The organism is Microbacterium atlanticum, from assembly GCF_015277815.1.
In the GTDB taxonomy this organism is placed as follows: Bacteria; Actinomycetota; Actinomycetes; order Actinomycetales; family Microbacteriaceae; genus Microbacterium; species Microbacterium atlanticum.
This window is the reverse complement of record NZ_CP063813.1, coordinates 374,907-395,855: the sequence shown is the minus strand read 5'-3', so window position 1 is coordinate 395,855 and position 20,949 is coordinate 374,907. Positions and strand designations below refer to the sequence as shown.

Below are 20,949 nucleotides of genomic sequence, written 5' to 3'. Positions count from 1 at the left end.
TTCGTTACTCAAGACCTTGGTTCGTATCGGAGGGGGGTATGCGTGCGCGCGACGAGCTCACGCATCGTCTCGAGCGTGCCGCTCAGCAGCCCGGCGGCGCGGGCCTGGACGAGAACGTTGCCGAGTGCGGTCGCTTCGACCGGGCCGGCGAGCACCGGAAGACCGGAGCGGTCCGCGGTGGCCTGACACAGCAGCCGGTTCAGCGCGCCGCCGCCGACGATGTGGATCACGTCGATGTCGCGTCCGGTCAGGCGACCCGCGGTAGCCACCGCGGTCGCGAACGCCTGGGCGATGCTCTCGACGATCGTGCGGGTGAAGGCCGCGCGCGACGGGGGCACGGCGAAACCGGCCCCGTCGAACAGCGCGGCGATGCGCGCGGGCATGTCGCCGGGCGCCGACAGCCGCGGATCGTTCGCATCGAAGATCGGGATGTCGCCGTCGACGGATGCTGCAGCATCCAGCAATTCCGAGAGATCGATCGAAGCGCCGTCCTCCGCTTCCCACGTGCGCACCGACTCGCTCAGCAGCCACAGCCCGGTGACGTTGTGCAAGAAGCGGACCCGTCCGTCGACGCCGCCCTCGTTCGTGAAGTTGGCCTCGCGCGCAGCATCCGTCAGCACCGGCTCTTCCAGCTCGATGCCGACGAGACCCCACGTGCCGCAGGAGATGAACGCCGCGTTCGGTGAGCTGAGCGGGACGGCGACGACCGCCGAGGCCGTGTCATGCGATCCGACGGCGACGACCTCGATCGGCGCGCCGACACGCTCGCGGGCCGCCCCGCGCAGCGGTCCGAGACGCGTACCGGGATCGACGATGCGCGGAAGCACGGATGCCGGGATTCCCATCGCTTCGGCCAGCTCCACATCCCACTTCCCCGTGCGGACATCCAGCAAGCCGGTGGTCGACGCGTTGGTGCGTTCGGCGACCCGCGCGCCCGTGAGGAGGAACGCGACCAGGTCTGGGACGAGGAGGGCGACGTCCGCATCGCTGAGGCCGCGCTCGGTGACGTACTGGTACAGCGTGTTGAACGGCAGGAACTGCAGTCCGTTGCGGCGGTACAGCTCCTCGAACGGGACGACCGCGTGCACCTGCTCGACCCCGCGGAGGGTGCGGTCGTCGCGGTAGTGGAACGGCTCGGCGAGCAGCTCGCCTCCCGCAACGAGGCCGTAGTCGACGGCCCAGGAATCGATTCCGACGCTCGCCAGTTCCGGCTCGCGAGCGACCACCTCACGAAGTCCGTCCACAACGTGGCGGTACAGCGACGTGAAGTCCCAGTGCAGCCCATCCGGCCCGGCCACCGGGCCGTTCGGGAACCGCGAGACCGCCTCGAGGCGCAGCATCCCATCCCCGACGTAGCCGAGCATGACGCGGCCGCTGGTCGCGCCGAGGTCGACGGCCGCAACGACGCCCCCGCTCGGCTCGGTCATCGCAGGAACGCTGCCGCGACGCCGGAGTCGACGGGGATGTGCAGGCCCGTGGTCCGGCTCAGCTCGGGTCCGGTGAGCACGTACACCGCGTCGGCGACGTTCTCGGGCACCACTTCGCGCTTGAGGATGGTGCGGTTCGCGTAGAACTGGCCCAGGTCCTCTTCCTTGACCCCGTAGGTCGCGGCGCGGTTGGCGCCCCAGCCGGCGGCGAAGATGCCCGAGCCGCGCACGACGCCGTCGGGGTTGATGCCGTTCACGCGCACACCGTGCTCGCCGAGTTCGACCGCGAGCAGCCGCACCTGGTGGGCCTGGTCGGCCTTGGTGGCCGAGTAGGCGATGTTGTTCGGGCCGGCGAAGACGGAGTTCTTCGACGAGATGTAGATCACGTCGCCGCCCATCCTCTGCGCGATGAGGGCCTTCGCGGCGGCCTTGGCGACGAGGAACGAGCCCTTCGCCATGACGTCGTGCTGCAGATCCCAATCCTTCTCGGTGGTCTCCAGCAGCGGCTTGGACAGCGACAGGCCGGCGTTGTTCACGACGAGGTCGATACCGCCGAACGCGAGCACGGTCGCGTCGATCGCGGCCTGCACGCCCTCGGCGTCGGCGACGTTCGCCGCGACGCCGATCGCGACGTCGGTGCCACCGAGCTCGGCGGCGGCGGCCTGCGCCTTCTCGAGATCGAGGTCGGCGACCACGACGCACGCGCCCTCGGCGGCCAGGCGGGTCGCGATGGCCTTGCCGATGCCCGACGCGGCGCCGGTGACGAACGCGATGCGGCCCTGATGCGTCTTCGGCTTCGGCATCCGCTGCAGCTTGGCCTCTTCGAGCGCCCAGTACTCGATGCGGAACTTCTCCGCGTCCGAGATCGGCGTGTAGGTGGAGACCGACTCGGCGCCGCGCATCACGTTGATGGCGTTGACGTAGAACTCCCCCGCGACCCGGGCGGTCTGCTTGTTCGCGCCGTAGCTGAACATGCCCACGCCTGGGATGAGCACGATGAGCGGGTCGGCGCCGCGGATCGCGGGCGACTCGGCGGTGGCGTGGGCGTCGTAGTACGCCTGGTAGTCCGCGCGGTACTCCTCGTGCAGCTCTTTCAGGCGGGCGATGGATGCCTCGACCTCGGCGTCTGCGGGAAGGTCGAGGATCAGCGGCTTGACCTTGGTGCGCAGGAAGTGGTCGGGGCAGCTCGTGCCCAGCGCGGCCAGAGCGGGCGCCTTCTCCGACGCGAGGAAGTCGAGCACCACAGCCGAGTCGGTGAAGTGACCGACCATCGGCTTGTCCGTCGACGCCAGGCCGCGGATCGTCGGGGCGAGAGCGGCCGCCTTCGCGCGACGCTCGGCCTCGGGGAGGGCCTGGAAGCCGGCGCGCACGCCGCCGAACGGGGCGGACTTGCTGTGCTCGTCGAGGTAGGACTGCGCGGTCTCGATGATCCACAGCGAGTGCGCCTCGGCCTCATCCGACGTGTCGCCCCACGCGGTGATGCCGTGACCGCCCAGGATGCACCCGATCGCCTGCGGGTTCTTCGCCTTGATGTCGGCGATGTCCAGGCCGAGCTGGAACCCCGGGCGACGCCACGGCACCCACACGACCTTGTCGCCGAAGATCTTCCCGGTGAGCACCTCGCCGTCGGCGGCGGTCGCGATCGCGATGCCCGAGTCGGGATGCAGGTGGTCGACGTGCGCCGCATCCACCAGCCCGTGCATCGCCGTGTCGATCGAGGGAGCGGCGCCGCCCTTGCCGTGCAGGCAGTAGTCGAACGCCGCGACCATCTCGTCCTCGCGATCGACGCCGGGGTATACGTTCACGAGCGCACGCATGCGGTCCAGGCGCAGCACCGCGAGGCCCGCCTCCTTCAGGGTGCCGAGGTCGCCTCCCGAGCCCTTGACCCACAGCAGCTCGACGGGCTCCCCCGTGACCGGGTCGGTCTCGGTGCCCTTTGCCGACGTGTTGCCACCGGCGTAGTTGGTGTTCTTCGGGTCGGCGCCGAGGCGGTTGGACCGCGCGATGAGGTCGGCTGCTGCCTGGTTGGTCATGAGGGGTCCTTCGTTCGATTGCTCACGATCTGCACAAACGCGGGCCGTTCGCGACAGGTGAGCGGAAGCGGGTGGTGCGCCGGGGCTGCGGGGATCGGCTTCCCGCAGCCCCGGCGGGTCTCTGAAGTTACGCGCCCCAGCCGGCCTGGGTGCCGCCGACGCGGTCGGCCGCGATCTGCTGCTGGTAGCCGGAGGCCGCATACGCGGCCATCGGGTCGGCGGGCAGGCCGCGCGATTCGCGCCATTCGGCGAGGGCGGGGCGCACGTCGGTGTAGAACGCGTCCATGAACACGGCCTGCGCGCCGAGCACGTCGTTGGCGGCCTGGGCCGCGGCGAGGGCGTCGCGGTCGACGAGCAGCGCGCGTGCCGTCATCTCCTGCACGTTGAGCACCGAGCGGATCTGTCCGGGGATCTTGTCCTCGATGTTGTGGCACTGGTCGAGCATGAACGCGACGTCGGGGTTGTTCAGGCCGCCGCCGCGGATGACCTCGAACAGGATGCGGAACAGCTGGAACGGGTCGGCCGCCCCTACGATGAGGTCGTCGTCGGCGTAGAAGCGGGAGTTGAAGTCGAACGAGCCGAGCTTCCCGAGCCGCAGCAGCTGCATCACGATGAACTCGATGTTCGTCCCAGGCGCGTGATGGCCGGTGTCGAGACACACCATCGCCCGGTCGCCGAGAGCGGCCACCTGCGCGTACGAGGTTCCCCAGTCCGGAACGTCGGTGTGGTAGAACGCCGGCTCGAAGAACTTGTACTCCAGCACCAGGCGCTGCTCGTCGGAGAGGCGCGCGTAGATCTGCTCCAGCGAGTCGGCCAGTCGATCCTGGCGCGCGCGCATGTCGTTCTGACCCGGATAGTTCGAGCCCTCGGCGAGCCAGATCTTGAGGTCGCGCGAGCCGGTGGCGTGCATGATGTCGATGCACTCGAAGTGATGGTCGATCGCCTTCTGCCGGATCGCATCGTCGGCGTGGGTGAGGGCGCCGAACTTGTAGTCCTCATCCTGGAAGGTGTTGGAGTTGATCGTGCCCAGCTTCACCCCGAGGTCTTCCGCATGGCGGCGCAGGTCGTCGTAGGAGTCAACCTTGTCCCACGGGATGTGCAGCGCGACGCTCGGCGCGAGGGCGGTGAACTCGTTCACCTTCGCAGCATCCGCGATCTTCTCGAACGGGTCCCTCGGTGTGCCCGGCGTCGTGAACACCCGGAATCGAGTGCCCGAGTTGCCGAAGGCCCACGAAGGAAGCTCGATGCCCTGGCCCGCCAGTTGCTCGAGGTGGTCAGGGGTAAGCATTGCCGTACTCATCTTCGAGGTCTCCAAGGTAGTGAATCGTTTCATACGATAGTTGCCTGTATCGTTTCACGCAACTCAACCGGGTCGAGAGCAGAGGTCGGGATGTCGGTAAGCGTCAAGGATGTCGCGGCGCTCGCGCAGGTCTCGGTGGGCACGGTGTCCAACGTGCTCAACCGACCCGGCAAGGTGTCAGCGGCGACCGTGCAGCGCGTGCAGGCGGCCATCGACGAGCTGGGATTCGTCCGCAACGACGCCGCGCGCCAGTTGCGGGCAGGGCGAAGTCGCAGCATCGGCCTTGTGGTGCTGGACGTCGGCAACCCGTTCTTCACCGACGTCGCCCGAGGCGCCGAGCGTCGCGCCGCTGAGAGCGACCTCTCGATCCTGCTCGGCAACAGCGACGACGACGAGTCGCGCGAGACGGGGTACCTCGACCTTTTCGAAGAGCAGCGGGTGCAGGGCGTCCTCATCACGCCGGTGCACGATGTCTCGGCACGGCTGGTGCGCCTTCGTTCCCGCGGCATCCCGGCCGTCCTGGTCGACCGCCCCAGTGACAGCGGCGAATTCTCATCGGTCGCTGTCGACGACGTCGCCGGCGGCTACCTCGCGGTGCGCCATCTGCTCGACACCGGCCGGCGCCGCATCGCCTTCGTCGGCGGACCGCTGACGACGCGGCAAGTCACGGACCGGCTCGCCGGTGCGCGTCGAGCGATTGGTGAAAACCCGGATGCCTCCCTCGACGTGATCGAGACAACCGCTCTGACCGTGCTCGAGGGTCGTGCTGCGGGCGAACGTCTGCGCGGGCGCGAGCCCGGGGACCGCCCCGACGCTGTCTTCGCCGCGAACGACCTGCTCGCTGTCGGCGTGCTCCAGGCACTGGTGATGCTCGGTTCCATCTCCGTTCCGGACGACGTCGCGATCATCGGTTACGACGACATCGACTTCGCCTCGGCCGCCGTCGTCCCCCTGTCATCGATCAGACAGCCCAGCGAACTCATCGGCCGACGAGCGGTGGACCTGCTCCTCGCCGCGGTGGACGGGGCCGACTCTGCGCAGCAGATCGTCTTCCAGCCCGAGTTGATCGTGCGATCTTCGACGAGAGCTCGCTAGCGAAGGGGCGAAGACGCCGCACGGCTGGTGACTCGACAGATCTGACTCTTCGGGATCTCAGACGTCAAAGACCAGCACCCGCTTGGCCGAAGACCCGATGAGCTGTGCCACCGGCAGGTGCGCTGGGTGAGAGAGGTAGGCATCACGGTCCGCCCGGGTCTCGAAGGACATCACGAACCCGTAGTCGTACCCTTGCTCCAGCGCCTCGGGGCTGTTGCTCTCACCCAATCGCAACTGTTGGATCTCAGGGATCTGTTCGGGCAGGCGTCCGATTGCCGCCTGCACCGATTCGCGTCGGGTCGGGTCATCCGTCTTCCACTCGATCAGCACGATGTGAGTGACGGTCATGATTCCATTCTCATCCTTCGGGCGGACAGCACATCGCGGGGACAGCGCTGCTGCCCCCGCGATGTGATGCAGTTCCTTACTTGATGGTGAACTGCGTCGCGATAGGCGCCTCGGATGAGCCGCCTACGGCGACGCCGTAGGTGCCCTTCGCGGACACCCAATCGTCGGCGCCCTCGTCCCAGTGCTCGAGCAGGTGCTGCTCGGCGAGTTCGTCGGCCGACAGGGTGATGGTCACGTTGCGGTGCTCACCCGGCTCGAGGGTCACCGACTCCCATCCGACCAGTCGCGAGCCGGGGGCATCGGCCGAGTCCGGAAGCGTCACGTACGCCTGCGCGATCTCGGTGCCCGTGCGGTCGCCGGTGTTGGTGACCTTGAACTGTATGCGGATCTCCTTGGCGCCGTTCGTCGACTTCGGGGTGACCTGCACCCGGTCGTAGGCGAACGTCGTGTACGTGAGACCGTGGCCGAAGGCGAACAGCGGCTCGATGCCCTCTTCTTGGTACCACTTGTAGCCGATCGCGAGGTCCTCGCTGTACTCCACCTGACGGATCTCGTTCGAGCCCGCCGGGCGGGTGGTCGACCCGTCGGAGAAGACGCCGGGGTACTGCTCGGGAGTGTTCGTCGGAGTGTCAGCGAGCGACTTCGGGAACGTCATCGGCAGCTTGCCCGACGGTGCGACGTCGCCGAACAGCAGCGACGCGATCGCCGGGCCCTGCTGCTCGCCGCCGTACCAGTTCTCCAGCACAGCCTCGACCCCATCGAGCCAGGGCATCTCCACCGCACTGCCGGTCTGCAGCACCACGACGGTGTTGGGGTTGGCTGCCTGGACCGCCGTGATGAGCGCATCGCCGTTGCCCTGCAGTCGCAGGTCGGTCAGGTCGCTGAACTCGCCCATCCGCTGGTATCCGAACACGATCGCGATGTCGGCCTCCGCGGCCTGCGCCGCGGCTGCGGCGATGTCCTGGCCGTTGTTCCACGTAACCGAGGCGCCGTCCTCGGCTGCCCGTGCGGTGATCGCCGTCTCCGCCGAGACGACGTCCTCGCACGGCAGCGTGTTGCGCGGAGCGGCCGTCGGGTTGCGCTGCAGCGTGAGGCTGCACACCGAGACGGCGCTGACCGGGAAGCTGCCGACCGTCGTCGGGGTCGTCGATGCGGTGGGACCGAAGAGCGCGATCGTCTGGCCGGCCTCCGCTTCGAGCGGCAGCACGCCGTCGTTCTTCAGGAGCACGCTGCCGTCCTCGGCGATCCTCTTCGCGGTCGCCTCATGGGCGGGAGTGGATGCTTCGACAGCGGCCTCCGCTGGCAGCGGGTTGTCGAACAACCCTCCTCGGATATACGACCGCACGACCCGGAAGGCCGCTTCGTCGATGCGCTCCTGCGTGATCTCACCCGCGGCGAGAGCGGCGTCGAGCTTCTCGGGCGTGAACCAGATCGGCCGATTGAGCTCCTGGTCGAGACCATTCATGAGCGATGCGGTCGTCGAGTGCACCGATCCGAAGTCCGACATGATGAAGCCGTCGAAGCCGTGGTCGTCCTTCAGCAAGCTCTGCATGATCGGGCTCTCGCAGATGTACACGCCGTTGACCTGGTTGAAGGCGCACATCACGCTCTCGGGGCTGCCTTCGTCGACCGCGATCTCATAGGGCAGGCTGTACAGCTCGCGCAGGGCGCGCTCGCTGATGTTCGACGAACTGGTCTGCCGATCCAGCTCCTGCTCGTTCGCCAGGTAGTGCTTGAGGTCGGACAGCACCTTGCCGTCCGCCTCGATGCCCTCCGCGTGGGCACCGGCGAACAGGCCGTTCACGAGAGGGTCCTCACCGAAGTACTCCGGCGTCCGTCCGGCGAGCGGAGTGCGGCCGTTGCCGATCCCGGGGGCGAGAATGACGTTGCGGCGCTTCGCGAACGACTCGTCCGCCTGGGCCACGCCCTTCTCGTACGCAAGCTCGAGATTCCAGGTCGACGCCAAGGCGATCTGCGCCGGGAAGTCCGTGACACCCGGGGCCCGCACCGCCTCGGGCCCATCCGTGTAGACGATCGTCGGGGTGCACTCGACCTGCACCGGGTACACGACCGGCGCCTCTCCTGGGCGGCCGGGCTGCCAATCCGTCCGCGTCGGCGACACAGCGGGCTGTTCCACCAGCCAGCGATACTTCTGGTGCTGCGTGCTGGCCTCGAGCAGGGCTTCCGCGCGGGCGTCCGCCGATTTCGAGGCATCCATCCATGGAACAGTGCTGCAGTCAACGGCAGTCGCCGGTACTGACAGCGTCACTATGGCGCCGGTCGCGATGAGCGCTGCGCTCATCGCCATCCCGACCATCCGGTGGGGTTTCTTCACGTCCGGTTCCCTCTCCCTCGAGGCTTGTAGACCGTTCCACAACTGTGTGGAACGGTTTACATTCTGCTCTGGAAGGACGCGTTGTCAAGAGGAATTGAGTGAGGATTCGATGAATCAGGACGGCGCGCGGCTCGAAGTGCGCACTCGCAGCTCGGGTGGGAACACCTCATGGACGGGTTCGGTCCGGCCGGCGACGCGCTCGAGCAGCAGTTCGACGGCGCGCGCGCCCATCTCGTCACCCGGCTGGTGCACGGTCGTCAATCCCAGGGCCGGGTGTGCGGCGATCGGGACGTCGTCGTAACCGACGACGGACAGGTCTGACCCGGTCTCGGCTACCGCCCGCAGCGCTCCGATCGCGAGCTCGTCGTGCGCCGCGAACACGGCGGTCATTCCGGCACCGTCGCGCAGGGCGGCTGCGACCGCCTCGTAGGCCGGATTCTGGCCCTCGTCGGAGCGCAGGACCAACTCGTGCGCGGAATGGCCCGCAGCCGCCATCGCGGCCCGGTACTCCCGCAGTCGGACCCCGTGCGGTGACGCATCGTCCTCGTCGGACTCAGGCAGCGTGAGATGCGCGATGCGGGTGTGGCCGAGCTCGAACAGGTGAGCCATAGCGGCGGCAGTGCCGCGGACGTCGTCACCGGCCACGGTGTCGTACTCGGCAGAGGTGTCGTAGCGTCCGAACATCACGACCGGGGTGGAGGCCGCGATCCGCTCGAGTTCGCGTTGATCCACCCGGGGCGACACCGCGATGACGCCATCGACCTGCCGGTCGATGAGCGCTTCGATCGCGCGCAGCCCCTCTCGCGAGCCCGCCTCAGCGGGCGCGATCACCAACTGGTACGACGTGCCTGCCAGTCCCCGCATCGCGCCGCCGAGCATGCGCGTGAAGAACTGGTTGCCGAAATCGGGGATCTCGATGCCGATCGTGAATGTACGGCCTCGCATCGCGCGCGCCGCGACACGCGGGCGGTACTGCAGTTCGGTCATGGCGGCCGTCACGCGCTCACGCATGGAGTCGCTCACGCCGTAGGCATTGCGCAGCACCTTCGAAACCGCCGCGCGGGAGACGCCGGCCGCGGCGGCGACGTCTTCGATCGTCGCGTGCCGCCGGGTCGCAGCATCGGTCATGACTTCCTCCGTGGGCGAGGGGAGCGCTCTCGCATGGTTACGGTACCGCCCCTGAGGGAGAACGACCGACCGCCCCGTGGCGTTCCCACGGGGCGGGCGGTCAATCGCGGGGGACGACTCAGCGGCCGTCCGCGGCGATCAGCGCAGGTCCTTGCGGTTCACCTCCACGGCCTCGGTCACGTTGCCCGACGCATCGGTCACGCGGAACGAGACGGTGCTCTTGGCGTCGACCTGGAGCGGAGCGGTGTACTCGGTCCACGGCGAGGCCTCCTGCTTGTTCTTCTGCGTCGAGTACTCGATGAGCGCGACGCCGCTGAGCTCGTCGGTCGCCTCGACGACGACCTTCTGGCTGCGGTCGAGGGTGATCGACACGATCTCGGGTGCGATGCGGTCCACGAGCACGTCCTCCGACAGGCGAAGGTCCCGCGAGGACGCCCCGACCGAGAACTCGTACTCACCGTCGAGCACCGTCCACTTGTCGGCCTCCACGTCCCAGATCGAGAACGGCTGGTTGCTCGCGGTCGAGTCCACCTCGACCTCGACGCGCGTGCTCTCGCCGGCCGCCAGGTCGACGCGGTCGAAGCCGACCAGGCGCTTGCCCGGCTCCTCGGCCGCCGCAGGCAGCGACAGGTACACCTGGGGGATTTCCGATCCTGCGACCGCACCGGTGTTCTTCACCGTGAAGGAAACAGTCGAGTGCACCTCGCCGGTGACCGGGTCGTCGCTGTGCTCGATCTCGAGGCCGCTGTACTCGAACGACGTGTACGACAGGCCGAACCCGAACTCGAACTGCGGGTCGACGCCGTTCTCGTCGTACCACTTGTAGCCGTTCTCCAGGCCCTCGGTGTAGTTGATCTGACGGATCTCCTCCGAGCCTGCGGGACGGGTGATCGAGCCATCGGCGAAGATGCCGGGGAACCGCTCCGGCGAGCCGCCCACGGGACTCTCGGCGATCGACTTCGGGAACGTGACGGGCAGCTTGCCGGACGGGTTCGCGTCGCCCCACAGCAGGTTGGCGAGCGCGACGCCGCCCTTCTCGCCCGAGTACCAGGCGTTGAAGACGGCGTCGACGTCACCGAGCCAGGGCATCTCGACGCCCGAACCCGTGTTGAGGACCACGACGGTCTTTTCCGCGGCGGCGGCCACCGACGTGATCAGCGCGTCGCCGTTGACCGACAGGCGGTAGTTCGGCATGTCGTTGTCCTCGCCCATCTTCGTGTAACCGAAGACGATCGCCACATCGGCCTCAGCGGCGACGGCGGCGGCGGCGACGGGGTCAGCGCCATTGTTGTAGAGGACCTCTCCACCGGCAGCCGTCACCTTCTCGGTGATCGCCGTCAGAGGCGCGGTCATCGCGGTGCAGTTGAGCACGGTGCCTGCGCTGCCGAACGGAAGGAACTGCGAGCAGCCCTGACGCGCGGTCACGCCACCGGTCGGGGTGAGCGAAGCGGTCTGGCCGATGACGGCGACCTTCAGCGGCTCGGCCGCGAGCGGCAGCACGTCGTCGTTCTTCAGCAGCACGATGCTCTGCTCGGCGAGCTCGAGCGCGAGCGCCTTGTGCGCGGGGGTCGAGGTGTCCGGCACGCGGACGGCGGGGATCGGGTGGTCGAACAGTCCGCCGTCGATGTACGCCCTCACGACGCGGAACGCGGCCTCGTCGATGCGGGCCTGAGTGATCTCACCGGCCGCGAGCGCGGCGTCGAGGAGCGCAGGCGTGAAGTACACCGGGCGGTTCAGCTCCTGGTCCATGCCCGCCATGAGCGACGCGGCGGTGGAGTGCACCGCGCCGAAGTCGCTCATCGTGTAGCCGGTGAAGCCCATCTCGTCACGAAGGCTCGTCGTGAGCACGGGGTTCTCGCACGCGTAGATCCCGTTGATCTGGTTGTACGAGCACATCACGCTGTTCGGGTCGCTCTCCTTGACCGCGATCTCGTACGGCAGGTCATAGACCTGGCGGAACGTGCGCTCGTCGATGTTCGACGTGCTGAGCTCTTTGTCGAACTCCTGCTCGTTGGCGACGTAGTGCTTGAGGTTCGCGATGACGGGCTTGTCGGGGTTGCCCTCCTCGAGCCCCTTCACGTTGACGGCCGCGGAGAGGCCCGACAGCAGCGGGTCCTCGCCGAAGTACTCGGGGTTGCGACCGTTCAGCGGGTTGCGGTGGCTGGCGATACCGGGACCGAGGACGACCGCGCTGCGGTTGTCGAACGTCTCCCGACCGTGTGCCGCACCCTTCGCCTCCCCGAGCTCAAGGTTCCAGGTCGCTGCCATACCGATGGGAGCGGGCCACGCGGTCGTGCCGGCGCGGTTGTGCACGCCCTCGGCGCCATTGGCGTAGATCACGGTCGGCGTGCACTCGACCTGAGCCGGGTAGACCACGCCACCGGACCAGGTCGTCTGGGTGGGGCTGTTCGCCGGCTGCTCTACGAGCCAGCGGTACTTCTGGTGCTGCGAGCTCGCCGCCAGGAGGGCCTCGGCCCGCTGGTCGGCGGTCTTGGAGGTGTCCATCCATGGCACCGTGGCGCAGTCGGCGGCGACGGCCGGTGCGCCCAGCGCGACGACTCCTCCGCTCGCGATCAGCGTCGCGCCCAGCAGCAGCGCGGTCATCCGGCGGCGGGCACGCGGTGCATGCGCCGGGCGGATGTCTTCGGACAACGTCATCGTCGGGTCCCTCTCCCTCGAGATCAGGCGGTCGTAGACCGATCTACGATCTGTAGACCGGTCTACATTCGCAGTCAGCAGCGCCCGCTGTCAAGAGCTCGGGACGAATCGGCTGTGAACTCCGCGGATCAGGCCGCTGACGAGCTCGCACGCACCACGAGGTGCGGCTTGAGGGACACCATCCGGCGCTCGTGCGGTGCCCCGGTGAGGTCCTCGAGAAGCAGCTGGAACGCGACCGCGCCCATCTCCATGCCGGCCTGCGCGACGGTCGACACCGGAATGGCCGCATCCCTCGCCGCCGCGTTGTTGTCGTAGCCGATCACGGCCAGATCCTCGGGAACACGGAGCGCGCCCTGCACGGAGTGGATGATCGACAGCGCAACAAGGTCGGAGGTCGAGACGACGGCGTCGGGTCGCACCAGAGGGCCGAGCTGTCGAAGCCGCCGGCCGATGGCCGCACCCTCCGCGAGGTGATCTTCGAAAGGAACATGCTCGAACGTGAGCGCGACGCCGTCTGACTCATCCACGGCGCGCCTCACGCCCTCCAGCCGCTGCTGAATCGGCGCGAGGCGGTCGGGACCTCCGACGAAGTGCAGCCACCGACGCCCGAGATCGATCATGTGCCGCGCGGCGAGGTAGCCGCCGAGCTCGTCGTCGCTCACGACCGACGAGCCGTAGTGCACCGGCCGCGCCACGTTCAGCACGACCGCGGGACCGCGCAGCCCCTCGGGCTCTCGATAGTCCGCCGCGGATTCGAACGGCGCGATGAGGATGCCGGCGAAGCGCGCCTCGTCGAACACGCGGAGGAGTTCGCGCTGCTTGCCCTCGGCGTTGACACTGCTGGCCACGAGAAGCGAGTGCCCCGCGTCGGCGGCCGCCTCTTCGGCGCCGCGCGCGATGTCGACGAAGAAGGAGTTCGCGAGGTCGGTGACGATCATCCCGATCGTGCGAGACCGCCCGCGCGCGAGCGAGCGCGCTTGGCCGTTGGGGACGAAGTCGAGCAGCGCGATGGCCTGCTCGATCGCGGTCTGTGTCGCGGGGGCGACCTTGTCGCGTCGGTTCAGGAAGTTCGAGACGGTGCCGACGGACACCCCTGCCACCCGCGCGACGTCAGAAAGCGTCGAGCGCCGGGCGCCACCGCGGCGTGCGCGCGACGGGGATCCCTCTGCCGCTTCGCTCACCGACACTCCTCTCCGACGGGGCACGTCTGCTCACCGCTCTCGCGCGTCATCGCGCGTCGGGCGGCAGTGCGCCGGTGAACCAGGACAACTCATTCTCGACGATGAACCGCCCGAGCATCGGGTCATCCACCGTCACCGTCAGTCCGATCGCGCTCAGCAGGCCGGCGACGCGCCGAGCGTCGTCCACGCCTGCGCCGTCGACGAGCCGCTCGAGCGCCTCCACGACGACGGCCCCGCCGCTCGCGGCGGACAGGACCTGCTCGCGCTGGTACTTCATGCCGCGGAACAGCACGCGGTCGCTCGCGAGCACGACGCGTGCGGCCGCGAGGGCGGCACGGGACGCCGCATAGCGGCGCGCGAGAGTATCGTCGCGCGCCTGGGCGTGCGGCAGGAAGTATCCGGCGAAGAGCCCGAACTGATCGCCGAAGCTGCGGGCCAGGCCGTCGAACCGGGCACCGGGCGGGTCCACGATGCGCGCGATCACTTCGGGCATCACTCCGGTCCGATCGTGCACCACGGACGCCCCGATGAGCGACGCGCGGAACGGGTCATCGCCTCCGTCTTCGCGCGCTCCATCAGACCGCGGCTGATGAGCTTCACGTCGACGTAGCCGCCGGGCCATGCGTCCTCTCGCGGCTCGATCCACGACACTTCACCGCGAGCAAGCGCGGCATCGAACGCGGCATCGTCGACCACGCGATAGATGTCCACATCGGAGTCAGGCCGTGCGCTGCCGCGCGCGGCCGAGCCCACCACGATCAGCGCCGCGACCTCGTCCGCGCGCGCGGCGCCGGCGAGCTCGGCGATGAGCTGCTCGTGGTGCGCGTGGCGGGTCATCGCAAGGACACCTCTACGGTGTGCACCAGATCGCCGCGCGAGAAACCGACTGCGATCTCGACGGAGCCGGCGGGCGTCGCCCAGGCCCCGTCGACGCGGCGCGCGAGGGCATCGCGGTCCACGGCGACACGGAGCCGCCTCTTCTCGCCTGCGGCGAGCCGCACCGCCGCGAACCCCGCAAGGCTCAGCGTCTCACCGTCGGCGGCGCGCGCGTACAGCTGCACGACCGCCTTGCCTGCACGATCAGGGCCGCAACGCAGGTCGACCATCACACCGTCGCCGTCGGCGTCCGCGGCGACGAGGTCGATCCTCGCGTATCCGAGTCCATGGCCGAACCAATAGGCGGGACGGATGCCGCCGCGCTCGTAACCGCGATAGCCGACGTCGACGCCCTCGGCGTAGTGCACGCGGCCGTCGGCATCGGGATCGGCCGGCCGGACCGGCGCGTGTCCGTCTGGCACCGTGAGCACGAGACGGCCGCCCGGTTCGCGGCGACCCGACAGCATCGAGGCCAGGGCGGTGGCGAATCTCTCCCCCGAGTGCCCCATGTGGAGGATCGCGGCGGCACGCTCGCGCCACGGCATGTCGACCGGCCCTGCTCCGTGGGTCACGACGACGACAGGCGTTCCGGCGGCTGTCACGGCATCGATGATCTGCGCCTGGCCGGCCGGAAGGCCGAGGTCATCGGCATCCATCGCCTCGCCCGTGACGCGGCCGGCGAGCACGACGGCGACGTCGGCTTCGGATGCCGCGGCCACCGCTGCCTCGACGATGGGCGCAAGCGGCACCGCGCCGATGAGGAGGTGCGGCATGATCGGCGTGGCCGGGACCGCGATCGCCGACCCGGTGCGGTAGCGCGCGAGGAGCACGCGATCCCCGTCGGACGCTGGGACGACGGCCTGCAGGACGTAGTGCGGACCGGCGATCATCGGCGACGCCTCGCGGAACCCCGCCGCCAACGGCCGCCCGTCGACGAACAGCTCCAGGTCACCCGCGAACTCCGCGGCGACGAGAAGCTCGCCCGACGCGGGCAGGGTCACCGCCAGCTCGGCCGACCAGGCGGCATCGGGCCGCTCCGGATCGGCGCGGAGCTCGGCGCGATCGAGTGCCTCTCGTCGCTCCCCGGCGGCATCGCGCACGGTCGCGGCGATGGAGATGCCGGGGCCTGCGGCGAGCGGTGGCAGCGGCACGTTCGCGGCTCCGTCGGCCGATGCCGCGAGCTCGAGGCCTTCCGCCGCGAGCGCGTCCACCAGCCGGGGGACGCGCACGTCGGTCAAAGTGACGCTCGCCGCGCCGCCGACGACGAGCCGGTGGCGCACCTCCTCACCGCCGATGAGCGCGACGCGGGCACCGGATGCCAGCGGCAGCGCGTCTTCGTTGCGCAGCAGCACCGCACCGTCGACGGCGACGCGCTCGGCCAGCTCGAGTGCCTCGGGCGTGCCCAGGCGCGTGGCGTCGACGACGCCGGTGGCCCCGACCAGTCCGACGGACGCCGCAGCGGCTCGCACGTGCTCTCCGAGTCGCGCGAGGGTCTCATCGTCGGCTTCCGCGACGATCTCGGGCGTGCGTCCGGCCAACTCCTCGAGCCCGGGGATGTCAAGTCCCGCGTGCAGGGCGGCCTCGGCATCCCTCACCGCGAACAGGAAGTCAGGAATCGTGACACCACGGAAACCCCATTCCTCACGGGTGATGCGCCACAGTTCGGCCGACTCGCAGGTGTACACGCCGTTGAGGCGGTTGTACGAGCCGAGCAGCCCGGCGACGCCGTACCTCTCCACCGCACGGCGGAAGGGCGCGAGATACACCTCGTGCAGGGCGCGCTCATCGACATGCACGTCCATCGCGTCGGTCCGCTCGGCGAAGGACCCCGCGCCCGTGCGCAGCCGCTCGACGTTGTTGCCCACGAAGTGCTTGGCCACCGCGAGCGCTCCGCGCGACTGGATGCCGCGGCCGATCCGCCCCCCGAGCTCTCCGGCGAGGAGCGGATCCTCTCCGAGGTTTTCGCCGATGCGCCCGGATCGCGGGTCGCGCGCGATGTCGAGCGCGGGCGCGAGGAGGACGTTGTGCCCCGCCGCGAGCAGCTCTTCGCCCAGCAGCCGGCCGTACTCCTCGGCCAGGCCCGGGTCGAAGCTCGCCGCGAGGGTCACCGCGCTGGGCAGCGCTGTCGCGCCGTCGACGCCACGGATGCCGCAGCTTCCGTCGGCGTAGGCGAAGGGGGTCGCCCCGCCGCCCGAGAGGTCGTTGAGGGCGATGCGCTCGTCGGATGCGCGCGTCACACCGCGCTCCGCTGGGCGAGGGCGCGCGCAGGGTCGGCCACGGCGGGGGCAGTGACCGTGAGGCGATGGATTCCGGGACCGACCCGGTCCGGTGCGGGGGCGTCGCCGAGCCGCACGATGGACTCCGGCCCGGCGGGAAGGTCGAGCACGGCCTCGGCGCCGAAGGGCACCGACAGGTCGACGACGAGGGCGTTGCCCTCCAGGCGCCAGTCGATGCCGATTGGGCCGAGGGAAGAGCGGATCTCGGCGGAGACTTCCGTGATGCCGACGCTGGGGCGCGGCGCGACGCGGATCTCGCGATACCCGGGACGATCGCCGACGGGGGCGAGACCGGCCACCGTCCGGTACACCCAGTCGATCACCGCCCCATACGCGTAGTGGTTGAACGAGAGCATGCCCTCGCCTGTCTCCATGTCGCCGGGGTGGATCGAGCCGTCCGGTCGCAACGCATCCCAGCGCTCCCACACCGTGGTCGCCCCCCGCTCGACCTGGTACAGCCATGACGGCGCTTCGCGGCGAAGCAGCATGGCGTACGCCTCGTCGAGGTGGCCGGTGCGCGTCAGAGCCGGGAGGACGAGCGGTGTGCCGAGGAACCCGGTGGCGATGCGACCGTCCTCCTCGCGGACGAGCGCGGCCAGACGATCGCCCAGTCCGGCGACCTCCTCCGCCGGCGCGATCCCGAACTCGATGGCGAGCGCACAGCCGGACTGCGTCGAGGACGCGTGGTCTCCCCACCGCTGCCAGGTCGCGTCGGCCACACGGTCGGCAAGCGCGTCGGCGGCGACGGCGCGGTCTGCGTCGCCGACGAGTCGCTCGGCGCGCGCGAGCAGGCGGGCGCTCCAGCTGAAGAACGCGTTCGCGACGAAGTCGCCCGACACCTTCGCCTCCCACGGCCGGTCTCCGGGAGCGTCGGGGTCGAGCCAGTCGCCGAACTGGAACTCGCTCGGGAGCAGCCCGACGTCGCCCGCGCGGCGCTCCAGGTGATCGACCCAGCGGCGCATGCTGCACAGCTGCTGGCGGAGGGCCTCGTCGCTGCCGGTCGACTCATACAGTGCCCAGGGCACGATGGTGGCGGCGTCCGCCCAGCCCGCCCGTCCCATGATCTGGGACTGTCCGGTCGAGTCGAAGTCGGTGTCCTCGATGATGTTGGGCACGACGGCGGCGACGGCGCCGTCGTCGTCCTGATCGATCTCGAGGTCGACGAGCCAGGAGCGCCAGAACGCGTCACTGTCGAAGAGGGTGGCGGCCGTCGCCGCGAATGCCTGGGCGTCGCCGGTCCAGCCCAGCCGCTCGTCACGCTGCGGGCAGTCGGTGGGCACCGAGACGAAGTTGTCTCTCTGCGACCAGGCGACGTTGGCGTGGAGCTTGTCGAGGGCCCACTCGCTGCTGCGGAAGCTCGATCGCTGGGGAGTGTCGGAGCTGATCGCTACTCCGGTGGCGGAGATCACCTCGGCGCCGGTCACGTCGGCGTACTGGAATCCGTGGAACGTGAAGGCCGGCTCGAGCACGTGCTCGCCGTCGCGGTCGAGGATGTACGTGTCCGTCGCACGCGCGGTGCGGAGTGCGGCGACGTGGAGCGCACCGTCCTCCTCGAGCACCTCGGCGTGGCGGACGACGACGGTGTCTCCGGCCTCGCCGCGCACGACGATGCGCATCCAGCCGGCGATGTTCTGGCCGAGGTCGACAGCGGTGCGGTCGTCGCGCACCGAGAGCGTGCCGGTCAGCTCGGCGACGGTGCGCACGGGCGGCGCGAACCGAGGCTGAAAGACAGCCCTGTCGACATCGAGCGTGCACACGCCGCCCCAGGCCGAGTCGTCGAAACCGGGACGATCCCACCCGTGCGGCTCCAGCCGCAGATCGACGTCGCAGCCGTCGTAGAGGCTCGTCATGAGCAGCGACCCGACTGATGAGCGCCAGTCGTCGTCGGAGTCGACGCGAACGATGCTGCCGTCGGCAAGCTCGACCTCGAGCTGCACCAGCAGCCCCAGGGCGCTGCCGTAATGGTGACGCTTGTTGCGCCATCCGAGGCGTCCTCGGTACCAGCCGTCGGCGATTCGGACGGCGAGGACGTTGTCGCCTTCCCGCAACGCCGACGTCACGTCGTGCGTCGCGACGAGGATGCGATCCTGGTACGCAGTCCAGCCGGGCGCGAGGTGCTCGTCGTCGACGGGCTCGCCGTTGACGCGGGCCTCGTAGAGCCCGAGCGAACTGATACGGAGGCGGGCACGAATGGGAGCGTCGGCGAGAGTGAACGACCGGCGGAGGTACGGATTGGGACCCTCGGCGTCGGAGTCGACCGTGATGACAGCCGCCTCCAGCCGGTCGACCGCTCCCTCCACCTCGAGCTCGGCGCTCCAGGGTGACCAGCCGGCTTCGGTGGCGACGCGCACGCGGAAATGCCGCGACGCGCCCTCCGGCAGCGGCCCGCCCGGGGCGGGCACCGCGATCGAGGCCTCGCCCTCGAACGGAGACTCCTCGATCCAGTCGCCCCCATCGGACCACGCGAACTGCGCGCCGACCTGGCGGGCGGCGCTGGTGCTGCGCACCTCCCACGACAGGCGGAGCCCGTCGCGCGGGACACCCAGCAAGCCAGCCGGGTGCTGGGAGCGAAGGCTCCAGACGGCGGTCCCCTCGTCGGTGCGGGCGGACGGTGGGAGGTCGGTCACGGGACGATCCTTTCAGCGGCACTGCAGCAGTGAAGCGCTTCAACGCTACCCCACGATTGTGCACATCGGCGGGTCGCTCGGCAAGTGCCGTACGCGGCAGAGAGATCGCTGGTTCGCGGAAACATGCGGCTGTGATCGACTTGTGACCCGACAAGCTGTTGACATTCTGATGTACACCGATCTACAGTCTCTCGTGTTGAACCGCTTCAACACTCCTGCCCATCGCATCACATGTTTACATGGAGGTAAGCAATGACCATCCGCACCCCGCGACGTGCAGCCCTGGCCCTGGTGGCCGGTGGCGGGATCGTCGCGCTCGCGCTCGCCGGCTGCTCGGCCGGAGGTGGAGGCGGTGACGAGGGCAGTGACGAGCCCGTCACGCTGACGCTCCTCGCCGACAACTCGGAGTCGACCCTCGGCCCGACCCAGGCGATCGTCGATGCATTCAACGCCCAGAGCGACAACATCACCGTCGAGGTCGAGACCCGCCCGCAGGGTGCCGAGGGCGACAACGTCGTCAAGACCCGGCTGTCGACCGGCGAGATGACCGACATCTTCCAGTACAACTCGGGCTCGCTCTTCCAAGCCCTGAACCCCGACTCCACGGTGCTGAACCTGGAGGGCGAGGAGTTCATCGACAACCTCTCCGACACCTTCGTCAGCGCGGTCTCGACCGAGAACGGCGTCTACGGCGTGCCGATGGGCACGGCCATGGGCGGCGGCGTGCTCTACAACGTCGGCATCTACGAGGAGCTCGGTCTCGAAGTCCCCACGACGTGGGACGACTTCATTGCGAACAGCAAGGCCGTCGCGGAGTCGGGCAAGGCCGGCGTCATCCAGACGTACGGAGAGACGTGGACCTCGCAGCTCTTCGTGCTGGGCGACTTCTACAACGTCCTCGCCGAAGACGCCGACTGGGCGACCGCGTACACGGCGAACGAGCGCAAGTACGTCGACGAGCCCGCGATCAAGGGCTTCGAGCACCTGCAGGAGGTCTTCGAGGCCGACGTCCTCAACGAGGACTTCGCCTCGGCGACCTACGACGACGGCCTCCGCATGGTCGCCACCGGTGAGGGCGCGCACTACCCGATGCTGACCTTCGCCATCCCGCCGATGGTCGAGAACTACCCGGAGGCTGCCGAGGGCGTCGGATTCTTCGCGCTCCCCGGCGACGGCCCCGACAACGGCCTCACGGCGTGGACGCCGTCGGGCCTGTACGGCTCGGCGACGACCGAGCACCCCGAGGCGGTCAAGGAGTTCTTCGCCTTCGTGGCGACCACCGAGGCGTGCGACGCGCAGACCGAGGCCGTCGGGGCCGCCGGCCCGTACCTGGTCGAGGGCTGCACCATTCCCGACGACGTGCCCAAGGCCGTCGCCGACATGCTGCCGTACTTCGAGACCGAGGGCGGCTCGCTGCCGGCCCTCGAGTTCCTCTCCCCCATCAAGGGACCGGCGCTCGAGCAGATCACGGTCGAGGTCGGATCGGGCATCCGCTCCGCCGCCGACGGCGCCGCCATCTATGACGAGGACGTCGTCAAGCAGGCGCAGCAGCTCGGCCTCGAGGGCTGGTGACCCGCCCGACCTGACTAGGTCACACTGAACTGAGGGGCCGGTCGGCGCTCGCCGGCCGGCCCCTCATCCATTCCCGACACGAGAGACCCGGAT

At 69.3% G+C, this 20,949-nt stretch carries 14 protein-coding genes; 2 read left to right on the top strand and 12 right to left on the bottom strand.

The genetic code is table 11. The features are described 5' to 3' along the window. Window positions 1–8: 8 nt before the first annotated feature. The 3 genes from IR212_RS01740 to rhaI form a co-directional block, all read right to left on the bottom strand. A complete protein-coding gene (locus tag IR212_RS01740) occupies window positions 9–1,427 on the bottom strand; it encodes a rhamnulokinase (protein WP_194397323.1) in 1,419 nt (472 codons plus the stop codon). Beyond that, window positions 1,424–3,460 (bottom strand): bifunctional aldolase/short-chain dehydrogenase, encoded by a 2,037-nt coding sequence (locus IR212_RS01735; RefSeq protein ID WP_194397322.1) that lies wholly within the window; start codon window positions 3,458–3,460, stop codon window positions 1,424–1,426. Before IR212_RS01735 ends, IR212_RS01740 begins: the two co-directional genes overlap by 4 nt. Before the next feature lie 127 nt (window positions 3,461–3,587). Next, window positions 3,588–4,748 (bottom strand): L-rhamnose isomerase, encoded by a 1,161-nt coding sequence (gene rhaI, locus IR212_RS01730; RefSeq protein WP_420488610.1) that lies wholly within the window; start codon window positions 4,746–4,748, stop codon window positions 3,588–3,590. A 102-nt stretch (window positions 4,749–4,850) separates the two neighbouring features. On the opposite strand from rhaI, the gene IR212_RS01725 reads away from it, so the two are divergent. Beyond that, window positions 4,851–5,855, top strand: a complete 1,005-nt coding sequence (locus IR212_RS01725; protein WP_194397320.1) for a LacI family DNA-binding transcriptional regulator — start codon at window positions 4,851–4,853, stop codon at window positions 5,853–5,855. 57 nt (window positions 5,856–5,912) lie between these two features. Here IR212_RS01725 and IR212_RS01720 read toward each other — a convergent pair whose 3' ends face one another. The 9 genes from IR212_RS01720 to IR212_RS01680 form a co-directional block, all read right to left on the bottom strand. Then, window positions 5,913–6,203: a Dabb family protein gene (locus IR212_RS01720; protein WP_194397319.1), complete on the bottom strand. Its 291-nt coding sequence runs from the start codon at window positions 6,201–6,203 to the stop codon at window positions 5,913–5,915. Between the two features lie 76 nt (window positions 6,204–6,279). After that, window positions 6,280–8,421 (bottom strand): beta-glucosidase family protein, encoded by a 2,142-nt coding sequence (locus IR212_RS01715; protein WP_228479431.1) that lies wholly within the window; start codon window positions 8,419–8,421, stop codon window positions 6,280–6,282. Window positions 8,422–8,652: 231 nt separating this feature from the next. Beyond that, window positions 8,653–9,666, bottom strand: coding sequence for a LacI family DNA-binding transcriptional regulator (locus tag IR212_RS01710; protein WP_194397318.1), 1,014 nt, complete (start codon window positions 9,664–9,666; stop codon window positions 8,653–8,655). A 138-nt stretch (window positions 9,667–9,804) separates the two neighbouring features. Next, window positions 9,805–12,324 (bottom strand): beta-glucosidase, encoded by a 2,520-nt coding sequence (locus tag IR212_RS01705; RefSeq protein WP_228479430.1) that lies wholly within the window; start codon window positions 12,322–12,324, stop codon window positions 9,805–9,807. A 128-nt stretch (window positions 12,325–12,452) separates the two neighbouring features. Further along, a complete protein-coding gene (locus IR212_RS01700) occupies window positions 12,453–13,505 on the bottom strand; it encodes a LacI family DNA-binding transcriptional regulator (protein ID WP_194397317.1) in 1,053 nt (350 codons plus the stop codon). A 46-nt stretch (window positions 13,506–13,551) separates the two neighbouring features. Further along, window positions 13,552–13,998, bottom strand: a complete 447-nt coding sequence (locus tag IR212_RS01695) for a hypothetical protein (RefSeq protein ID WP_194397316.1) — start codon at window positions 13,996–13,998, stop codon at window positions 13,552–13,554. Beyond that, the gene (locus IR212_RS01690; protein WP_194397315.1) at window positions 13,998–14,342 is read right to left on the bottom strand and encodes a nucleotidyltransferase domain-containing protein; all 345 of its coding nucleotides are present in this window, start codon (window positions 14,340–14,342) and stop codon (window positions 13,998–14,000) included. The genes IR212_RS01695 and IR212_RS01690 overlap by 1 nt, the downstream gene beginning before the upstream one ends. Beyond that, window positions 14,339–16,618, bottom strand: coding sequence for a beta-glucosidase family protein (locus IR212_RS01685; protein WP_194397314.1), 2,280 nt, complete (start codon window positions 16,616–16,618; stop codon window positions 14,339–14,341). The genes IR212_RS01690 and IR212_RS01685 overlap by 4 nt, the downstream gene beginning before the upstream one ends. After that, window positions 16,615–19,284 (bottom strand): alpha-L-rhamnosidase, encoded by a 2,670-nt coding sequence (locus IR212_RS01680; RefSeq protein WP_194397313.1) that lies wholly within the window; start codon window positions 19,282–19,284, stop codon window positions 16,615–16,617. The genes IR212_RS01685 and IR212_RS01680 overlap by 4 nt, the downstream gene beginning before the upstream one ends. Window positions 19,285–19,536: 252 nt before the next feature. On the opposite strand from IR212_RS01680, the gene IR212_RS01675 reads away from it, so the two are divergent. Then, window positions 19,537–20,856: an ABC transporter substrate-binding protein gene (locus tag IR212_RS01675; protein ID WP_194397312.1), complete on the top strand. Its 1,320-nt coding sequence runs from the start codon at window positions 19,537–19,539 to the stop codon at window positions 20,854–20,856. Window positions 20,857–20,949: the final 93 nt, after the last annotated feature.